General features: G+C 73.1%; 18 protein-coding genes. 12 read left to right on the plus strand and 6 right to left on the minus strand.

Annotated elements, in window-relative coordinates; translation table 11 throughout:
- Nucleotides 1–39 precede the first annotated feature (39 nt).
- Entirely contained in the window at nucleotides 40–1,170 is a 1,131-nt protein-coding gene (locus tag HHX40_RS08195; protein WP_182880054.1) for a sugar phosphate isomerase/epimerase family protein, read from the minus strand.
- Nucleotides 1,171–1,544: 374 nt separating this feature from the next.
- Here HHX40_RS08195 and HHX40_RS08200 point away from each other — a divergent pair, with 374 nt between their 5' ends.
- The 7 genes from HHX40_RS08200 to HHX40_RS08230 are packed head-to-tail and all read left to right on the plus strand — an operon-like array spanning nucleotide 1,545 to nucleotide 8,236.
- The gene (locus HHX40_RS08200; protein ID WP_182880055.1) at nucleotides 1,545–2,747 is read left to right on the plus strand and encodes an inositol-3-phosphate synthase; all 1,203 of its coding nucleotides are present in this window, start codon (nucleotides 1,545–1,547) and stop codon (nucleotides 2,745–2,747) included.
- Nucleotides 2,744–3,613 (plus strand): SCO3242 family prenyltransferase, encoded by an 870-nt coding sequence (locus tag HHX40_RS08205; RefSeq protein WP_182880056.1) that lies wholly within the window; start codon nucleotides 2,744–2,746, stop codon nucleotides 3,611–3,613. The genes HHX40_RS08200 and HHX40_RS08205 overlap by 4 nt, the downstream gene beginning before the upstream one ends.
- On the plus strand, nucleotides 3,610–4,461 hold the full coding sequence (locus tag HHX40_RS08210) for a sugar phosphate isomerase/epimerase family protein (protein ID WP_182880057.1): 852 nt from the start codon (nucleotides 3,610–3,612) through the stop codon (nucleotides 4,459–4,461). The genes HHX40_RS08205 and HHX40_RS08210 overlap by 4 nt, the downstream gene beginning before the upstream one ends.
- Nucleotides 4,427–4,930 (plus strand): EboA domain-containing protein, encoded by a 504-nt coding sequence (locus HHX40_RS08215; RefSeq protein WP_111699525.1) that lies wholly within the window; start codon nucleotides 4,427–4,429, stop codon nucleotides 4,928–4,930. Before HHX40_RS08210 ends, HHX40_RS08215 begins: the two co-directional genes overlap by 35 nt.
- A gap of 5 nt (nucleotides 4,931–4,935) precedes the next feature.
- The gene (locus HHX40_RS08220; protein ID WP_111699526.1) at nucleotides 4,936–5,778 is read left to right on the plus strand and encodes a TatD family hydrolase; all 843 of its coding nucleotides are present in this window, start codon (nucleotides 4,936–4,938) and stop codon (nucleotides 5,776–5,778) included.
- 2 nt (nucleotides 5,779–5,780) lie between these two features.
- Nucleotides 5,781–6,911, plus strand: a complete 1,131-nt coding sequence (gene eboE / locus HHX40_RS08225; protein ID WP_111699527.1) for a metabolite traffic protein EboE — start codon at nucleotides 5,781–5,783, stop codon at nucleotides 6,909–6,911.
- A complete protein-coding gene (locus HHX40_RS08230; protein ID WP_182880058.1) occupies nucleotides 6,911–8,236 on the plus strand; it encodes an alkaline phosphatase family protein in 1,326 nt (441 codons plus the stop codon). Before eboE ends, HHX40_RS08230 begins: the two co-directional genes overlap by 1 nt.
- 64 nt (nucleotides 8,237–8,300) lie before the next feature.
- On the opposite strand, the gene HHX40_RS08235 is transcribed toward HHX40_RS08230, so the two are convergent.
- A complete protein-coding gene (locus HHX40_RS08235; RefSeq protein WP_182880059.1) occupies nucleotides 8,301–9,491 on the minus strand; it encodes an ROK family transcriptional regulator in 1,191 nt (396 codons plus the stop codon).
- A 214-nt stretch (nucleotides 9,492–9,705) separates the two neighbouring features.
- On the opposite strand from HHX40_RS08235, the gene hemG reads away from it, so the two are divergent.
- Together hemG and hemQ are read left to right on the plus strand one after the other, a co-directional pair.
- Nucleotides 9,706–11,142, plus strand: a complete 1,437-nt coding sequence (gene hemG / locus HHX40_RS08240) for a protoporphyrinogen oxidase (RefSeq protein ID WP_259403387.1) — start codon at nucleotides 9,706–9,708, stop codon at nucleotides 11,140–11,142.
- A 29-nt stretch (nucleotides 11,143–11,171) separates the two neighbouring features.
- Nucleotides 11,172–11,873 carry a hydrogen peroxide-dependent heme synthase gene (gene hemQ / locus HHX40_RS08245; protein WP_138460003.1) on the plus strand — a complete coding sequence of 234 codons (702 nt, stop codon included), beginning with the start codon at nucleotides 11,172–11,174 and terminating at the stop codon, nucleotides 11,871–11,873.
- Here hemQ and HHX40_RS08250 read toward each other — a convergent pair.
- The 3 genes from HHX40_RS08250 to HHX40_RS37570 all read right to left on the minus strand — a co-directional run bounded on the left by HHX40_RS08250 (nucleotide 11,845) and on the right by HHX40_RS37570 (nucleotide 15,082).
- The gene (locus HHX40_RS08250) at nucleotides 11,845–12,426 is read right to left on the minus strand and encodes a hypothetical protein (RefSeq protein WP_182880060.1); all 582 of its coding nucleotides are present in this window, start codon (nucleotides 12,424–12,426) and stop codon (nucleotides 11,845–11,847) included. The genes hemQ and HHX40_RS08250 overlap by 29 nt on opposite strands.
- A gap of 122 nt (nucleotides 12,427–12,548) precedes the next feature.
- On the minus strand, nucleotides 12,549–13,202 hold the full coding sequence (locus tag HHX40_RS08255) for a response regulator transcription factor (protein WP_310737992.1): 654 nt from the start codon (nucleotides 13,200–13,202) through the stop codon (nucleotides 12,549–12,551).
- Nucleotides 13,187–15,082 carry a sensor histidine kinase gene (locus HHX40_RS37570; RefSeq protein WP_182880061.1) on the minus strand — a complete coding sequence of 632 codons (1,896 nt, stop codon included), beginning with the start codon at nucleotides 15,080–15,082 and terminating at the stop codon, nucleotides 13,187–13,189. The genes HHX40_RS08255 and HHX40_RS37570 overlap by 16 nt, the downstream gene beginning before the upstream one ends.
- Before the next feature lie 143 nt (nucleotides 15,083–15,225).
- Here HHX40_RS37570 and HHX40_RS08265 point away from each other — a divergent pair, with 143 nt between their 5' ends.
- Nucleotides 15,226–15,819: a hypothetical protein gene (locus tag HHX40_RS08265; protein ID WP_182874237.1), complete on the plus strand. Its 594-nt coding sequence runs from the start codon at nucleotides 15,226–15,228 to the stop codon at nucleotides 15,817–15,819.
- Between the two features lie 6 nt (nucleotides 15,820–15,825).
- Here HHX40_RS08265 and msrB read toward each other — a convergent pair whose 3' ends face one another.
- Nucleotides 15,826–16,227, minus strand: coding sequence for a peptide-methionine (R)-S-oxide reductase MsrB (gene msrB, locus HHX40_RS08270; protein ID WP_111699536.1), 402 nt, complete (start codon nucleotides 16,225–16,227; stop codon nucleotides 15,826–15,828).
- A gap of 95 nt (nucleotides 16,228–16,322) precedes the next feature.
- On the opposite strand from msrB, the gene ligD reads away from it, so the two are divergent.
- Together ligD and HHX40_RS08280 are read left to right on the plus strand one after the other, a co-directional pair.
- The gene (gene ligD, locus HHX40_RS08275) at nucleotides 16,323–17,324 is read left to right on the plus strand and encodes a non-homologous end-joining DNA ligase (protein WP_182880062.1); all 1,002 of its coding nucleotides are present in this window, start codon (nucleotides 16,323–16,325) and stop codon (nucleotides 17,322–17,324) included.
- Between the two features lie 162 nt (nucleotides 17,325–17,486).
- Entirely contained in the window at nucleotides 17,487–18,080 is a 594-nt protein-coding gene (locus HHX40_RS08280; protein ID WP_182880063.1) for a superoxide dismutase family protein, read from the plus strand.
- Nucleotides 18,081–18,158 lie beyond the last annotated feature (78 nt).

Genomic DNA, 18,158 nt, shown 5'->3' on the forward strand with positions numbered 1-18,158 from the left:
CGTGGCGGTCCGCCGATTCTCGGCGGCTGATGAAGATCGTCAGCCGCGAAGCTTGGAGATGTTGTTGTAGCTGAGCGCGGCGTACTGCAGCGACTGACCCGGGTTGGCGGTGCCGCCGGGCGCGTTGTCCTGCTCGTACATCGGGTTGTGGTAGCCCTTGGCGCCCATCTCGGAGAAGAAGGACTTGTAGTCGATGTCGCCGGTGCCGAACGGAACCATGTCGTAGCCGTTGGCGGTACCGGTGTTGATCTTGCCGTCCTTGGCGTGGAACAGCGGGAACCGCATGGTCTGGCCCTGCACGACGCCGAGCGGGTTGAAGATCTGCGTCTGCGCCGAGCCGTCGGGAGCGGTGTAGGCCTTGTGCTTGTACTGCGCCACGTAGGCCCAGAAGATGTCCATCTCCAGCCACACGTGCTTCGGGTCGGTGTTCTGGAGGAAGTACTCCAGGCGGCGGATGCCGGAGGAGCGGGTGGGCCGGCCCTGCGCGTCGAGCGGTCCGCTGTCGAGCAGGAAGCTGTAGGCCACGTCGTGGTTGTGGGTGTACAGCTTGAGGCCCGCCTCGGTGGCGATCTGGCCGAGAGCGTTCCACTTCTCGGCGGCCACGTCCCAGTCGGCCTTGTAGGCGCTGCTCGTCGGGTCGTTGCCGGTGCCGACGTGCTTCATGCCGAGGATGTTGGCGATCTCCAGGTGGAGCTTGAAGCGGTCGAGGTCGGCCTGGTTCAGCGGCCAGGAGCCGGGGATGAAGCCGTGGTTGCCCTGGGCGACCAGGCCGCTGTCGTCCAGCCAGCCGCGCAGCAGGCGGGCGCCCTCGACGCTCTCCAGGCTGGCACCGCCCTCGGCGTTGCGGTGCTGGGCGTAGCCGGCGAACTCCACCTGCGCGTAGCCGATCCGGCCGAGCTCCTGCAGAACGGCCCGGAAGCCGGACGGGAGGTTGCTCGACAGCGGGTCGCGGCTGATCGCGTCCCGGACCGTGTAGAGGATGATGCCGCGCCGCGGCGGCGGGACCAGGATGCCGTTGGCGGCGCGGGCGACCGACTTCATCGGGCCGGCCGCGGTGACCGCGGCGACGGCCGCCATGCCGGTCGTGGCCGCGAGGAACTGGCGTCGGTTGAGCCCCAGCTTGCGTCCGAGGTTTCCGGCCGTCTCCATCTCTTCTTCGTACGCACTCATCTGTCTTACTAACTCCATCTGCGTGGAAGCACCTGGGTCCTCGGGTGGTCCTCGGGGGTCAGGTGTGTGCGGAGCACTTGACGAGCAAGTTACGCCTCTTTCACCGAGCGTGGAAGAAGTTTCGTCATGATCTTTTGAACTTTCTACCGTCAGAGGACAAAGTTCCTCGCAAGGAGGTTGGGCGACCAGGGATTTCGCGTGGGAAGTGAGGGGCGGAAGGGGTGGTGGACGATCTTGAGCTCACCGCTTCATCGCAGGTAGATGAACTTTGTGTAGCAAGCCGGAAACTTTTGCTTGTGCGTGGCAAAAGGTCCCACTTAGTATCCGAATGTTCCGGGGTCATCCTTCATACCCGAGTTGACGGGAGAGTTACAGTGCCCATCGGTGTCTGGCTGGTCGGCGCCCGGGGGTCCGTCGCGACCACGGCAGTGGTCGGAGCGGCGGCGGTACGGGCGGGAGCCGCCCTGCCCACGGGTTGCGTCATCGAGGCCGCCGGCTTCCCCGGCGACTTCCCGCCCCTGGCCGACCTGGTGTTCGGCGGCCACGACGTGGTCGGTACGCCGCTGCGCAAGAGGGCCGAACTGCTCGCCCAGGCGGGCGTGCTTCCTCCCGCCCTGACGACTCTCCTGTCGGCGGACATCGACGCCGCCGAGGCCGAGATCCGGCACGGCTACGTCCCCGGCGTGGAGACCCAGGCGGAGGCCGCGCGCCGGCTCGCCGGCGACATCGCGGACTTCCGTGAGCGGCACGGCCTCTCCCGCGTGGTCGTGGTGGACGTGTCCTCGACCGAGCCGCCGGCCGAGGTGCCGTACGCCCGGCTCGCCGACCTGGAGGAGGCGCTGGCGTCCGGGGCGGACGCGCTGCCGCCCAGCTCCCTCTACGCCTACGCGGCCTTCCTGACCGGCAGCGGCTACGTGGCGTTCACGCCCTCCGCCGGACCGACGCCGCCCGCCCTGGACGAGCTGGCGCGGCGCAACGGCGCTCCGTACGCGGGACGCGACGGCAAGACCGGGGAGACGCTGATCAAGAGCGCGCTCGCGCCGATGTTCGCCGGCCGCGCGCTGCGGGTCCGGTCGTGGTCGGGGCTCAACCTGCTCGGCGGCGGCGACGGCGCCACGCTGGCCGACCCCGCCGCCCGGGCGAGCAAGTCGGCGAGCAAGGCGCGCGCCGTCCCCGCGATCGTGGGCGAGGAGGTCGAGGGCCTGACGCACATCGACTACGTCGCCGACCTGGGGGAGTGGAAGACCGCCTGGGACCACATCACGTTCGAGGGGTTCCTCGGCGTCCGGATGACCATGCAGTTCACCTGGCAGGGGTGCGACTCGACGCTGGCCGCCCCGCTCGTCCTCGACCTCGTCCGCCTCGTCGCGCGGGCGCAGGAGGCCGGGCACAGCGGCGTGCTGCCCGAGCTCGGCTACTTCTTCAAGGACCCGCTGGGCGGCGCCGGCCACGACCTGCCCGCCCAGTACGCCCGGCTGGTGGAGTTCGCCCGGTCGCTCGCGGGTGAGACCCCGGCGGTCGAGGCACTGAGGGTCGAGGCACTGACGGACGAGGCACCGACGGGCGACCGGCTGTGAGGGCCTGGCTGGAGCTGGTCCGCGCGCCCGCCGCGCTGTCCGTCCCCGGTGACACGCTCGCGGGGGCGGCCGCGGCCGGGCGGGCCGCCCGGCCCGGCCTCGCCGCGGCGTCGGTGCTGCTCTACTGGGCCGGCATGGCGCTCAACGACTGGTCCGACCGCGAGCTCGACGCGGTCGAGCGGCCCGAGCGGCCCATCCCCTCCGGGCGGATCAGCCCGGCGGGGGCGCTCGGGGTCGCCGTCGCGCTGACCGGCGCCGGGGTGGCCGCCGCCGGGATCTTCGGCGGACGGCGCGGGCTGGCGCTCGCGGGCCTGCTCGCGGGTTCCGTGTGGGCCTACGACATCAAGCTCAAGCACACGCCGGCGGGCCCGGCCGCCATGGCGGCCTGCCGCGTGTTCGACGTCCTGCTCGGCGCGGGCCCCGCCACCCGGGCCGCGGCCCCCATGGCCCTGGCCGTCGGCGCGCACACGTACGGGATCACCCTGCTGGGCACCGCCGAGGTCGACGGCGCCGAGCCTTCGACGATCGTCGGCGCGATGGCCGCCACCGGCGCGACCGCCGCGCTGGCCGCCGTCGCCTGCCTCGGCGGAAACAGCGGCGGCGAGAGTGGCGGCGGAACCGCGGGACGCCTCGGCGCCGCCGGGCTGATCGCCGGGTATCTCGCCACGGCCGGGCGCGCCCAGGTGGCGCTGTGCACCGACCCCGACCCCCAGCACGTACGGCAGGCCGTGCGGATGAGCATCCTCGGCCTGATCCCGCTGCAGGCGGCGGCCGTCGCCGGGCGGGGCAGGCTCGCCCAGGCGGCGGCGCTGCTCGCCGCGCTGCCCGCCGGCCGGTGGCTGTCGGCGAAGGTGGCCACCTCGTGAGCGCGCTCTTGAATTGGGCGTACTGCACCAACGGCTTCCGCGACCACCCGCTCGACGAGGCGCTGCGCGTCCTCGCCGGCCTCGGCTACACCGGTGCGGCGATCACCCTCGACCACGGTCACCTCACCCCCGACGCGCCGCCCGCCGAGGTGGACCGGATCGCGGGGCTGGCGCGGCGGCTCGGCCTCGCCCTGGCCGTCGAGACCGGCGGCAGGTACACGCTCGACTCCCGGCGCAAGCACTTCCCGACGCTGCTGCACGCCGAGGGGGAGGCGCGGGCGGACCTGATCCGCCGCGCCATGCGGATCGCGGCCGACCTCGGCGCTCCGGTGGTGCACTTCTGGAGCGGCATCCGGCCGCCGGAGGTGCCCGAGGCGGAGGCGTGGGACCGGCTCGCCCGGCACTGCGAGCGCCTGCTCTCCGAGGCGGAGCGGGTGGGCGTCACGCTCGGGTTCGAGCCGGAGCCGGGGATGCTCGTGCAGGACCTCGCCGGATACGAGCGGCTGCGCGGCCTGCTCGGCGGGCACCCCCGCTTCGGCCTCACCCTCGACATCGGGCACTGCCGCTGCCTGGAGCCGTACGACGTGCCCGAGTGCGTCGAGCGGGCGAAGCCCTATCTGGTCCACGTGCAGATCGAGGACATGCGGCGGGGCGTGCACGAACACCTCGAGTTCGGCGAGGGCGAGATCGACTTCCCGCCCGCGCTCGCCGCCCTCGACGGCTTCGGCGGCCTCGTGGCCGTCGAGCTCGCCCGGCACAGCCACGCGGCTCCCGACGTGGCGAGAAGGTCGATCGAATTCCTGAGGAGGGCACATGACCTGGCTGGCGCGGGCCGTAGCCGACGTTGAGCGCGACCCGGAGACCGTCCACGCGCTGTTCCCGAGGGCCGCGCGCGACGGCGGCCCCGGCGCCCGCGTGGAGCTGCTGAGAGCGCTCGCGAAGGCCGGGCCGGAGCCGGCCGAGGCCGTCACGAGGCTCTACTGGCAGGGTGACGCCTCCGAGCGGCTCGATATCCTGCGGGCGCTCCCGGACCTCGACCTCGGCCCGGCCGCCCTGCCGCTCGTGCACGACGCCCTGCGCACCAACGACACCCGGCTGGTCGCCGCCGCGCTCGGCCCGTACGGCTCGGCCTGGCTCGACGACCACGCCTTCCGGCAGGGCGTGCTCAAATGCGTCTTCATGTCCGTTCCGCTAGCCTCGGTCGAGGGCCTCGACCGGCGCTTCGACGAGGAGCTGCGGCGCATGCTCGCGGACTTCGCCGCCGAGCGCCGCGCGGCCGGACGTCCCGTTCCCCCCGACGTTCTCGAGAGGCTCTGATTCCCATGCGGATCTTCGATCCCCACGTCCACATGACATCCCGCACCACCGACGACTACGAGCGCATGTACGCCGCCGGGGTCCGGGCCATCGTGGAGCCGGCCTTCTGGCTCGGCCAGCCGCGCACCAACGTCGGGAGCTTCCTCGACTACTTCGACGCGCTGCTGGGCTGGGAGCCCTACCGGGCCGCGCAGTACGGCATCCGCCATCACTGCACGCTCGCGCTCAACCCCAAGGAGGCCAACGACCCGCGGTGCCTGGGCGTGCTCGAGGAGCTGCCCCGCTACCTGCTGAAGGACTCGGTGGTCGCGGTGGGCGAGACGGGGTACGACTCCATGACGCAGGAGGAGGAGCGCGTCTTCGAGGCCCAGCTCGCGCTGGCCGAGGAGCACGGCCTGCCGGTGCTCGTGCACACGCCGCACCGCGACAAGGCCGCGGGGACCCGCCGCACGCTCGACGTGGTCAAGGGGATCGACCCGGGGAAGGTGCTCGTCGACCACCTCAACGAGCTGACCGTCGGCATGGTCCACGAGGCCGGCTGCTGGATGGGCTTCTCGATCTACCCCGACACCAAGATGGACCCGGACCGCATGGTCGCGATCCTCAAGGAGTACGGCACCGAGCGGATGATCGTGAACTCCGCCGCCGACTGGGGACGCAGCGACGTGCTGAAGACCCGCGAGGTCGGCGAGGCCATGCTGGCCGCCGGGTTCACCGACGACGACGTGGACCAGGTGCTGTGGCGCAACCCGGTGGCCTTCTACGGCCAGAGCGGGCGCCTGGTCCTCGACGACGTCGAGTCCGGCGGCGACTACGAGGGCAACACGATCCTGCGCGGGACGCGCTGACCATGCGCCTGCGTCATCCCGCCGGTCCCGTCGTCCACCTGGCCTACTGCACGAACGTCCACCCCGCGGAGGACCTCGCGGGAATCCACGAGCAGCTCACCGGAGTCGCCGCGCGGGTGCGCTCGCTGACCGGCGCCGGGCGGCTCGGGCTCGGTCTGTGGCTGTCACGCCGCGCCGCCCGGGCGCTGCGCGACGACCCCGCCGAGCTGGCCCGGCTGCGCGCCCGGCTGGACGAGCAGGGGCTCGAGGTCGTCACCCTCAACGGCTTCCCGTACGGAGGCTTCCACGACGAGGTCGTGAAGCTGCGGGTCTACCGGCCCGACTGGGCCGAGCCGGAACGGCTCGCCTACACCCTCGACCTGGCCGAGATCCTCACCGCGCTGCTGCCGGACGACGTGACCGAGGGCTCGATCTCGACGCTGCCCCTCGCCTGGCGCACCGGCTGGACGCCGGCCAAGGCCGCGGCCGTCAACGCCAGCCTGGCCGTGCTCGCCCGGGGCCTGCGGGCGCTGGCGGAGCGCACCGGCAAGACGATCCGGGTCGGTTTCGAGCCCGAGCCGGGCTGCGTCGTGGAGACCACCCCGCAGGCGGTGGCGCTGCTCGGCGGGGCCGACCGCGACCACCTCGGCGTCTGCCTGGACGCCTGCCATCTCGCCGTCGGCCTGGAGGAGGCCGCCGACGCGGCGGCCCTGGGGCTGCCGATCGTCAAGCTCCAGGTGTCGTCGGCGGTGGAGGCGCCGCCGGGCGGCCAGCACGCGCTGGCGGCGTACGTGGAGGAGCGGTACCTCCACCAGACGCGGTGCGCGGCGGGCTACACCGACGACCTGCCCGAGGCGCTGGCCGGGGCGCTGCCCACGGACCTGCCGTGGCGCACGCACTTCCACATGCCCCTGCACGCCGCGCCCCCGCCGCCGCTCACCACCACCTCCTCCTATCTGGAGGACCTGCTGCGGCTGCTGGTGACCCCCGCCTCCCCCCACGGGGACCTCGCCGCCCCCCTCACCCGGCACCTCGAGGTGGAGACCTACACCTGGAGCGTGCTGCCCGGCCCGGTGGACATCGCCGAGGGCATCGCCGCGGAACTGGACTGGACCCGGCGGCGGCTCGCCGCCCTCGGACTTAAGGAGATCTGATGGCGCCCGTCGTCGTCGTCAACGTCGTCGGCCTGACCCCGCGCCTGCTCGCGCACATGCCGAACGTCGCCAAGGTGGGGGCCGCGGCCACCCTGAAGCCCGTGCTGCCCGCGGTGACCTGCACGATGCAGGCCACCCTGCTGACCGGGGCCATGCCGCGCGACCACGGCATCGTCGCCAACGGCTGGTACTTCCGCGACCTCGGCGAGGTCTTCCTGTGGCGGCAGCACAACCGGCTGATCCAGAGCGAGCAGCTGTGGGACGCGGTGCCGGGGATGCGCACGGCCAACGTCTGCTGGTGGTACGCCATGGGCGGCTCCAGCGACTTCATCGTCACCCCCCGGCCCGTCTACTACGCGGACGGCAAGAAGGACCAGGACTGCTACACCCGTCCTCCGTCGCTGCACGACGACCTCGTGGCCGAGCTCGGGGAGTTCCCGCTCTTCTCCTACTGGGGGGCGAACGCCAACATCGCCTCCTCCAAGTGGATCATCGCGGCCGCCCGCCGCATCCTCACCCGGGAACGGCCGGACCTGCTGATGGTCTACGTGCCGCACCTCGACTACGACCTGCAGCGGTTCGGCCCGGACGCGCCGCAGGCCGTCGCGGCGGCCCGTGAGGTCGACGCCGCCCTCGCGCCCCTGCTGCAGGAGGACGCCACCTTCGTCGTGGTGTCGGAGTACGGGATCACCAACGCGTCCCGGCCGGTGGACGTGAACCGCGCGCTGCGCCGGGCCGGGCTGCTGGAGGTCTACACCCAGGCCGGGATGGAGTACCTGGACCCCTGGGCGTCCCGGGCCTTCGCCGTGTCCGACCACCAGATCGCCCACCTCTACGTGCGCGACCCCGCCGACCTGCCCCGCGTCCGCGACATCGTGGCCGAGCTGCCCGGCGTGGACGAGGTCCTCGACCAGGAGGGCAAGGCGAGGTACGGCCTCGACCACGACCGGGCCGGCGATCTCGTCGCCGTGGCCGACCCGGATGCCTGGTTCACGTACTACTACTGGCTGTCCGACGATCGTGCGCCCGACTTCGCGAAGCTCGTGGAGATCCACCGCAAGCCCGGATACGACCCGGCCGAGCTGTTCATGGACCCGGACGACCCGTTCGTGAAGCTCCGCGCCGGCGCGGCGCTGGCCCGCAAGAAGCTGGGCTTCCGCTACATGATGTCGGTGGTGCCCCTCGACCCGGCGCCGGTGCGGGGCAGCCATGGCCGCCTGCCCGACACGGCGGCGGACGGTCCGGTGCTGCTGGGCCCCTTCGAGGGCGAGTCCTACGCCGCGACGGAGTTCAAGGGCCTGCTGACGCAGCTGCTCAAGGGCTGAGAGACACCTGAGACAAGGCCGCCGTCCCGCGACCGGGGCGGCGGCCTTCGCCTTCGGGGAAGGCTCACTCCGCCGAGAACAGGTGGTCGCTGATCAGGCGGGCCGCCCCGACGATTCCGGCGGTCCCGCCGAGCTCCGACAAGACGATGGGCAGGTTGCCGGTCGCCAGCGGCAGGGAGCGCTGGTAGACGACGCTGCGGACCTCCGCGAGCAACGCGTGGCCGAGACCCGCCACCCCGCCCCCGATGATCACCAGGCCGGGGTTGAAGAAGCTCACCAGCGAGGCGAGCACGAGCCCCACGTGCCGGCCGCCCTCGCGGACCATCCGCACGGCGGCGGCGTCGCCCGAGGCCGCCGCCGCGCCCACGTCCTCGGCGGTGAGCACGCCCTCGTGCGCGAGCCGCTCGGCGAGGAAGGCGGAGCCGCCGGAGCGGGCGGCGGCCAGGGCGTCGCGGGCCAGCGCCGCGCCGCCGAAGTACGCCTCAAGGCAGCCCGTGTTGCCGCACGTGCAGAGGGGGCCGTCCTCGTCCACCCGGATGTGGCCGATGTCGCCCGCGCTGCCGGTCACCCCGCGGTAGATCCCGCCGTCGACCACGATGCCGCAGCCGATGCCCGTACCGATCTTGACGAGCAGGAAGTCGTCGACGGACCTCGCGAGCCCGGCGTGCAGCTCGCCGAGCGCCATGATGTTCACGTCGTTGTCCACCAGCACCGGGCAGCCGAACTCCCGGGTCAGCGACTCCCGTACGGGGAAGCGGTCCCAGCCGGGCATGATCGGGGGCGAGACCGGCGTCCTGTCACGGAAGCTCACCGGGCCGGGGACGCCGAGGCCGATGCCGTGGATCACACCGTGCGTCTCGGCCGTCTCACCGGTGAGCAGCTTGCCGACGAGCTCCATCGTCTGGTCGAGGACCGCCTCGGGGCCCTCCCGCACGTCGGCCGGCTTCGACAGGTGGCCGAGCACCTCCAGCTCGCCGTTGGTCACGCCCACGTCGATGGAGGTGGCGCCGATGTCGACGCCGACGAAGCGCAGATCGGAGGAGAGGCGCACGATGCCCGAGCGCCGTCCGCCCCGGGACGCCGCGAGGCCTCCGGACTCCACCAGGCCCAGCTGCGCGAGCCGGTCGAGTTCGAGGGCGAGCTTGGACGCGGACAGACGGACCACCTCCCCGAGCTCGGCGCGTGAACGCGCGCCGTCCTGACGCAGGAGGCGCAGGAGCCGGGCCTGGTGCGGATTCTCGGGGCGAACCGTCATTCGCTTCACGCCGCTCTTCGGGGTCGGGAGAACTTCGGGATCGGGGAAATCGGTTGCATGAAGTAACTGACTCTACTTCTGCTCTGGCCTCCTCAACTTTATTACAGGACTGTCTTACTTTTAGCCTGGTATGTGAAAAGTTTCTATGAATCTTGCCCAGGTGGCGGCCATGCCGATACGGCCACCGCGTGTACGGGCCGGTAGCTTTGCCTCCATGGGCAGGACGATGGGCAGGACAGCGGGTAGTCATGTGGTCGTCGTGGGCGCCGGCATCGCGGGACTGGCCGCGGCGCTGCACCTGAGCCGGGCCGAGGCGGGGCTGCGGATCACCGTGCTGGAGGCCGCGCCGAGGATCGGCGGCAAGCTGTACTCCTCGCCCGTCGCGGGGGTGGAGGTCGACGCGGGCGCCGAGTCGATGCTGGCGCGGCGGCCCGAGGGCACGGAACTGGCCCGGCTCGCCGGTCTCGGCGACGACCTGGCCGACCCGGGCACGACCCGGGCGGCGGTCCTGTCGCGGGGGTCCCTGCGCCCGCTGCCCAGGCAGCAGGTCATGGGCGTGCCCGCGGACGTGGTCGCGCTCGCCCGCTCGGGCATCCTGTCGCCCGCCGGGCTCGCCCGGGTGCCGCTCGACCAGTTCCTGCCGCCCACGCTCGTGACCGGCGACGTCTCCGTCGCGGCCTACGTGCGCGCCCGGATGGGGAGCGAGGTCGTCGAGCGGCTGGTGGAGCCGCTGCTGGGCGGAGTCTACGCCGGGCGGGCCGAGTCGCTGTCGCTCGACGCGACCATGCCGCGCGTCGCCGCCGCCGCCCGCACCGAGCGGTCCCTGCTGCAGGCCGCGAGGAGCATGGCCGCCGAGGCCCCGGCGGACGCCGGGCCGGTCTTCACGACCCTCAGGAGCGGAATGGGCGCGTTGCCGGCCGCCGTGGCCAAGGAGTCCGGCGCGCAGGTCCGGACCGGCGTCACCGTGCGCGACCTCCTCCGCACGCCGGACGGCTGGCGGCTGGTCACCGGCCCCACCCGCGACGAGGAGATCATCGACGCCGACGCGGTCGTCCTGGCGGTCCCGGCGCGGCCCGCCTCCCGGCTGCTGCGGCGCGAGGTGCCCGGGGCGGCGGCGGAACTCGCCGCGATCGAGTACGCCGGAATGGCGATCGTCACCCTCGCCTACCCCCTGGCGGCCTTCCCCGAGCCGCCGACCGGCAGCGGCTACCTGGTCCCGCCGGTGGAGGGCCGGCCGGTCAAGGCCGCGACGTTCAGCAGCGTCAAGTGGCCCCACCTGGCGGAGGCCGGCCGGGACGTGCTGATCGTCCGGTGTTCGCTCGGCCGGCTGGGGGAGGAGGCGGTGCTCCAGCGCGACGACGCCGAGCTGACGGCCCTGGCGACGGACGAGATGACCGAGGTGATGGGCGTCCGCGGGCTGCCGCTCGACACCCGGGTGACCCGCTGGGGCGGCGCGCTCCCGCAGTACGAGGTCGGCCACCTCGACCGGGTGGCCCGGGTGCGGGCCGCGGTCGCCGGGCAGCCCGGCCTGGCCGTGTGCGGCGCCGCGTACGAGGGCGTCGGCATCCCGGCCTGCGTCGCCGGCGCCCGGACGGCCGCCCGGCTCGTGCTCGACCACCTGCGGGCGGCGCAGGCCGCCCCGGGGGCCTGACCGCCTCGCCGTACGGGCAGAATGGAGCCATGACGGAGCCCGCCCCGCGCCCCAAGGCACGCGATCTCAACCTGGTCATCCGGTACACGATGTGGTCGGTCTTCCGGCTGCGCGACCGGCTCCCCGACGCCCGTGAGGCCGTCGCCGGGGAGGTCGAGGAGCTGCTCGCCCAGGCGGCGGGCAAGGACGTGACGACGCGCGGCTGCTACGACGTGGCGGGGTTCCGCGCCGACGCGGACTTCATGTTCTGGTGGCACGCCCCCTCCCCGGAGGACCTCCAGGAGACCTACGCCCGGTTCCGCCGTACGGCGCTCGGCCGCGCGAGCGAGCCGGTCTGGTCGGCGATGGCCCTGCACCGGCCCGCGGAGTTCAACAAGTCCCACGTCCCGGCCTTCCTCGCCGACGAGGAGCCCCGCGGCTTCGTCTGCGTCTACCCCTTCGTCCGGTCCCTGGAGTGGTACCTGCTGGAGGACTCCGAGCGCCGCAGGATGCTCGCCGAGCACGGGATGATGGCCCGCGAGTACCCCGACGTGCGGTCGAACACGGTCGCCTGCTTCGCGCTCAACGACTACGAGTGGATGCTGGCCTTCGAAGCCGACGAGCTGCACCGCATCGTCGACCTGATGCGCCACCTGCGGGGGGCCGAGGCGAGGCGGCACACCAGGATCGAGATCCCCTTCTACACCGGCACCCGCAAGCCGGTCAGCGAACTCGTCGCCGCGCTGCCCTAGCGATCGACACCCCCAGGACGGCCCAGGTCAGGGCTTCGACCAGAGGGCCCGCCGCGCCGAGCGCCATCGTCAGCGGCAGCGTCGCGGGCAGCACGGCCGCCACGGGACGGGGCACCGGTCCGTGGCGGAAGCACGCGATCGCCAGCGGGACCAGCCCGGCCATCCACAGCGCGATCCCCGGCATGAACAGCACGCCGAGCGGGTCCGGCGCGTCGTGGCCGAGGAGGAAGGTGGTCGTCACCGGGACCGCGACGAGCGCGTGGCCGAGGCCGTACAGCAGCGCCCCGGCGTCGCCGATCCGACCCCAGCCCCCCGCCGGGCGGTGGACACGGCGCAGCGCGAGGACGGCCACGACCGCCGCCACCAGATAGAGCGCGTACGCGCCCTCGATGACGTAGTCCGCCGGAGAGGCGAACGGCACCGTCTGCGCGTGCAGGATCTGCGTCACGCCGAGCGTCAGTGCCGCCGCCGCGGCGACGGCCGGAGCGGCGGCCGGCGCGGCGGCCGGCGCGGTGGGGGTGGTGGAAGTGCGGGGCGACGCGGTGGCGTCCATGACGGTTCTCCTCCGGAGGGTGCTGTCGTTGCCCGTCCAGGTTCGGGCCGTGACGATCCCGGCCGGAGGAGCCGATGTTCCCGTCCGCGGGGGAACGCCTCCCGGATCTCCGGGAGGCGGGCTCAGCCCGTGGCGAGTCCCGCCGCGCGGGCGGCGGCGACCGCCCCGGCGCGGTCGCGCACGCCGAGCTTGACGAGGACGCCGGAGACGGCGTTGGCCACGGTCTTCGGGCTGACGCCCAGGCGCGCCGCGATCGCCTGGTTGCCCAGGCCCGACGCGACGAGTTCCAGGATCTCGTACTCCCGGTCGGTGAGCGCGGGGAACGGCCGCGGGGACACGCGGGGCGGCGCGTGCAGCAGGTTGATCAGGGACTCGGCCGCGCCGGTCCCGAAGACGGCCTGTCCCCGGGCCGCCGCGCGCACCGCGGCGACCACGTCGTCCTGGCCGGCGTTCTTGAGCAGGTAGCCCCTGGCCCCCGCGCGGACGGCCGCCAGCAGCGACAGGTCGTCGTCCGACATCGTGAGCATCACCACGCTCGGCGGGCGGGCCCCGGCGGACAGCCGCCGGGTCGCCTCGATGCCGTCCATGTTCGGCATCGAGATGTCCATGAGCACGACGTCGGGGCTGTGCTCGCGGGCGGCGGCGAGCGCCCGCAGGCCGTCCTCGGCCACCGCGACGACCTCGATGCCCTCCACGGTCGACATCAGCGCCCCGAGGCCGTCGCGGACCACCGGGTGGTCGTCGACGACGAGCAGCCTGATCACAGGGGAATCCACGCGGCCACCACCGTTCCGCCGCCGGGGGCGGCGTCGATCGTCAGCTTTCCGTCCAGCTCCTCCACCCGCTCCCGCATGGAGGTCAGCCCGACTCCCGGGACGGCCTCGGGCGCGAGCCCGCTCCCGTCGTCGCGCACGCTCAGCTCGAACCCGTCCGTCGTGCCGGCCTTCGCACCGGCCGCGGTCCGGCCGAGGCGTACGGCGCAGCGGCGGGGCCCGCCGTGCCGCACCGCGTTCGTCAGCGCCTCGCGGGCGACCAGGTAGGCCGTGACCTCCACGGCGGCCGGCAGGCCGCTCACGTCCCCGGCCGTGACCTCGATCTCCACCCCGCCGGCGCCCAGCGTCGCGGCGGTGTGCTCGACGGCGCCGGCCAGCCCGAGCTGGGCCAGCTCGGGTGGCCTCAGCCCCCGCACCAGGCGGCGTACGCCCGCACCCGCCTCGGCCACCTGCGCCCTGATCTGGGTGAGCAGGCCGCGCGCCCGCTCCGGGTCGGCCTTCAGCGCGTTGCCCGCGGCGTCCACCGTGAAGCCGATGCCCGCGAGGAAGGCGCCCAGCCCGTCGTGCAGGTCCCTGCTGAACCGCCGCCGCTCCTCCTCCCGCGCGGTGACCAGCAGCGTCCGCGAGCGCTGCAGCGCCACGGCGCGGTGGGCGGCGGCGAGCGCCGCCCCGGCGTGCGACGCGAGCGGGGCGAGCACCCGCACGTCGCCTCCCGACAGGCCGAGGACGCCGAGGACCTCGTCCTGGAAGCGCAGCGGCACCGACACGCCGAGCGGGGCGGGCGTGCCCCGCTCGGCGACCTTCAGCGGCTTGCCCGGCGCGCCCAGCTCGGCCCGTACGTAGGCGGCCCGGGTCGCCTCGGCCGCCGCGTCGGCGACGGCGGCGAGGATCTCCGCGGGCTCCGAGGTCGCGGCCAGGCGGGCGCCCAGCCGGGCGTGGACGGTCTCGGGGTCGGCCCGGCCGCCGTACAGGATGCGGCCGGACGCCCGGCGCAGCCAGCGGTGCAGCGGCTCGACCGCGACCGCGACGGCCGCCGCGGCGGCGACGTGCGCCCCGGTGAGCCCGGACACCGTGAAGTACAGCAGGGCCAGGACCCCGGTCAGCAGCCCCAGGGTCAGCACCCGGCGCAACCACGGCCCGGTCCCGTACAGGTCGTGGCGGAGCATCGCCACGCCGACGCAGGCCGGCAGGGCCAGGATGAACGGCACTCCGGCGGCGGGCAGCCGGGTGACGGCTGGCAGGAAGACGCCCGCCACGAACGCGCCGGCGCCGAGGCAGATCCACAGCAGCTGGGTGCGCCGCTCGCCCTGCGCCCTGACGGTGCGGACGACGAGCCCGGCCGCGCAGGCGAGCGAGACCGCGGCCAGGAGCACGATGACGGCGGGCAGCGCGTCCCGCGCCGGCGCCAGGGCCTCGACCGGGAACGGCCGGTCCGGGCCCTCGGGCACCAGCGCGGCCAGCACCGTGAACGCCGCCGTGGCGGCCACTCCCGTCGCGGCCACCGGCCGCCAGGCCCGCCCGGGCAGGCGGCCGTCCGGCACGAGCAGCAGCAGCACGCCGCCCACGGTCAGCAGGGCGGGGGCCCAGGCCCACGCGCCCACCCAGGCGGCCCAGCGGCCGCCGGGTAGGCCGGGCCGGAGCGAGTAGGAGTCGGCGAAGTAGGCGACGGCGCCGAGCACGGTCACCAGGCAGCAGGGTCCGACGGCGCCGCCCCTGCGGCGGGCCACCAGATAGGCGCCGAGCGGGGTGAAGCCGAGCGCGACCGCGGCGTCCACCGGGTCGGCGCCGCCCAGCGCTCCTCCGGCCGCGACCAGGACGCAGGACAGCCCGAAGACGAGCCAGGACACGGTGGGGGACACGGTGAGGGACACGGCGGCCGGCACGGACCCTCCCTGTGATCGGCGGAGGACGGGACTCCGTTGGAAGGGACATTCTGCCGGACCACGTGCGAAACGCCTGAAAGGGACTTGGCGGCGGCTGGACTTTGCCATACTGTGACGGAAGATCTACGTCTAGGTGAGGCAGAGTGTCAAGCGGGCTGGCACGTTCCAGGGGGCGCCGCCGTAAGAGGCGGACCCGTTCACACGTCGTCGAACTGTCGCTGGGAGCCGCCGCTTTCGCCGTCGGGGCCTTCGCGATCGCCGGGCCGCTGTCGCACCCGGACGCGGCTCCGGCCGGCGTGGCCGCCGCGCCCGCGCCGCACGCCTCCCCGGCCGGTGAGCTCACCGTCGCGAGCGTCGACACGGGGAAGAAGGCGGACGGCGCGCGGAAGAAGAAGGCGTCGGCGAAGAAGGCGTCGGGACCGTCCAAGTACACGGACAAGAAGGCGGACGCCTACTTCCGCAGCCGGTGGAACGACAAGACGGCCAAGAAGGTCAAGGACATCCGCACCACCGGCCGCTATCTGCGCATCTACACGAGCCTCCCGGAGAACGCCGACAACTCCAAGGCCGCGATCACCCTGTGCAAGCGAGGCCTGGAGTACCTGGCCGAGCGGGGGGAGGTCAACCCCGTGGTGTTCGTCCAGTCCAGGTTCGGCGAGAACGGCAATCCCGTCCTCGCCAACGTCCTCGGCCCGGACGACGACGACTGCCGGGTCACCTACCCGAAGCCGAACTGAGCCGGCCTACTCGGCCGGCCGCAGGGTCAGGCTGACGGAGTTGATGCAGTACCGGTCGTCTGTCGGGGTGGGATAACCCTCGCCGTGGAACACGTGCCCGAGGTGCGAGTCGCACCGCGCGCAGCGCACCTCGACCCGGCGCATGCCCAGGGAGTCGTCCTCGTGCAGCGTCACGGCCTCCGACTCCGACGGCTCGAAGAACGACGGCCAGCCGCAGTGCGACTCGAACTTGGCCTCCGACCGGAACAGCTCCGCGCCGCAGGCGCGGCAGGAGTAGACGCCGACGGTCTTGGTGCCGACGTACTCGCCGGTGTAGGGCCGCTCGGTCCCCGCCTGCCGGAGGACGCGGAACTCCTCCGGGGAAAGCTGCGCGCGCCACTCGGCGTCGCTCTTGACTACCTTTTCCATGCTCACCACCCTGTGCCCGGTGGCCCCTCGCGGGGATTACGAAGTGAGGAACCATCAGGCCGTCCCGGATCTTCCCCGGGGGTAGGGTCGCCTACATGGCTTCGCCGTACATCGAGATCGAGGTGGGTGACCGGGTCGTCAAGGTCACCAACCCGGACAAGGTCTATTTCCCGGCGATCGGCGCGACCAAGCGCGACCTGGTGACGTACTACGTGAGCGTGGGGGAGGGCGCGCTGCGCGCGATGCGGGAGCGGCCGACCTACCTCAAGCGGCATCCGGACGGCGTCGGCTCCGAGGCGATCTACCAGAAGCGGATGCCCCGGCATCCCGACTGGATCGAGACCGTCACCGTGCGCTTCCCCAGCGGGCGCACGGCCGACGCCTTCTGCCCGACCGAGGTGGCGGCCATCGCCTGGTGCGCCAACCTTGGCACGATCGACTTCCACCCCTGGCACGCCCGCCGCGCCGACCTCGACCACCCCGACGAGCTGCGCATCGACATCGACCCGCAGCCCGGCACCTCGTTCGAGCAGGCCCGTACGGTCGCCTTCACCGCGAAGGAGGTCCTCGACGAGCTCGGCATGCGGGGTTTCCCGAAGACCTCCGGCAGCCGGGGCGTCCACGTGAACGTGCGCATAGAGCCGCGCTGGACCTTCACCGAGGTGCGGCACGCCGCCATCGCCTTCGCCCGGGAGGTGGAGCGGCGCACCGATCTCGCGACGACCGCCTGGTGGAAGGAGGAGCGGGGGGAGAAGGTCTTCATCGACTACAACCAGAACGCCCGCGACCGGACGGTGGCGTCCGCCTACTCGGTGCGCGCCCGGCCCGACGGCCGGGTGTCGGCCCCCGTGACCTGGGCCGAGCTGGAGGACTGCGACCCCGGCGCCTTCGACCTGAGGACGATGCCGGACCGGTTCGCCGCGCTGGGCGACGTGCAGCGGGAGATCGACGACCGCGCCTTCGGCATCGGCACGCTCCTGGAGTGGTACGACGCCGACGAGCGGGGCGACCTGCCGTATCCGCCGAACTACCCGAAGATGCCCGGCGAGCCCAAGCGGGTGCAGCCCAGCAAGGCAAGGCCATCCGGCGAAGGATGACGCTGCGCGAAGCCGGCCCGGCTTTCCCGGGTGCTCGCGGCGCTCGTTGAGCCTCGTCGGAAGCGCGGGCCGAGACTTGACAGGGTCTTGGCCCGGTCTCCCCGACGTGCGTGCCTACCCTGGGCAGTACGAGCCGTTTCCTCCGGCAGGAGGGAGATCGTCATGCTGTGGCGGACGTACCTGTCGTTCATCGTCGCCCTGACTCCCGCAGTGGGGCTGCCGCACATGGCCGCCCCGGCCCCGCCTTCGACGGTGGTGCGCGACGGCCCCGACGCCCGGGCGACGCTGAAGGACGCCAACGGCCGGACCGTCGGTGTGGTCCGCGTCAATGAGCAGAAGGACGGCGCCACCAGGGTGCGCGTCGCCGTCGAGAACCTGCCGGCCGGGTTCCACGGGCTGCACCTCCATGCCAAGGGGGTGTGCGACCCCTCGTCGACCGACCCCGCGACCGGCAGTCCGTTCGCCAGCGCAGGCCGGCACCTCGGCATGGGCTCCCACCCCGACCACGCAGGTGACCTGCCCAACCTGATGGTCGGGAAGGACGGGAGAGGGCGGGCCACATTCCTGACCGATCGCTTCGGCCTGGACCGGCTACGTGCGCCGGAGGGCGCCTCGGTCGTCGTCCACGCCCGTGCCGACAACGCGGCGCAGATTCCGGACCGCTACCGCCACGGCAGGAAGGGCCCCGACGCCGAGACGCTCAAGGCCGGTGACTCGGGCGACCGCATCGCCTGCGGCGTCATACGCGTACGGTGAGTCGGCGCGGGTTGTGCGTGCCGGCTTGAGGATGTATTACGCATTGCTCGCAATGATGGATACGACCTGGGGGAATAA

Source organism: Microbispora sp. H10949, from assembly GCF_014161435.1.
Classification (GTDB): Bacteria; Actinomycetota; Actinomycetes; order Streptosporangiales; family Streptosporangiaceae; genus Microbispora; species Microbispora triticiradicis.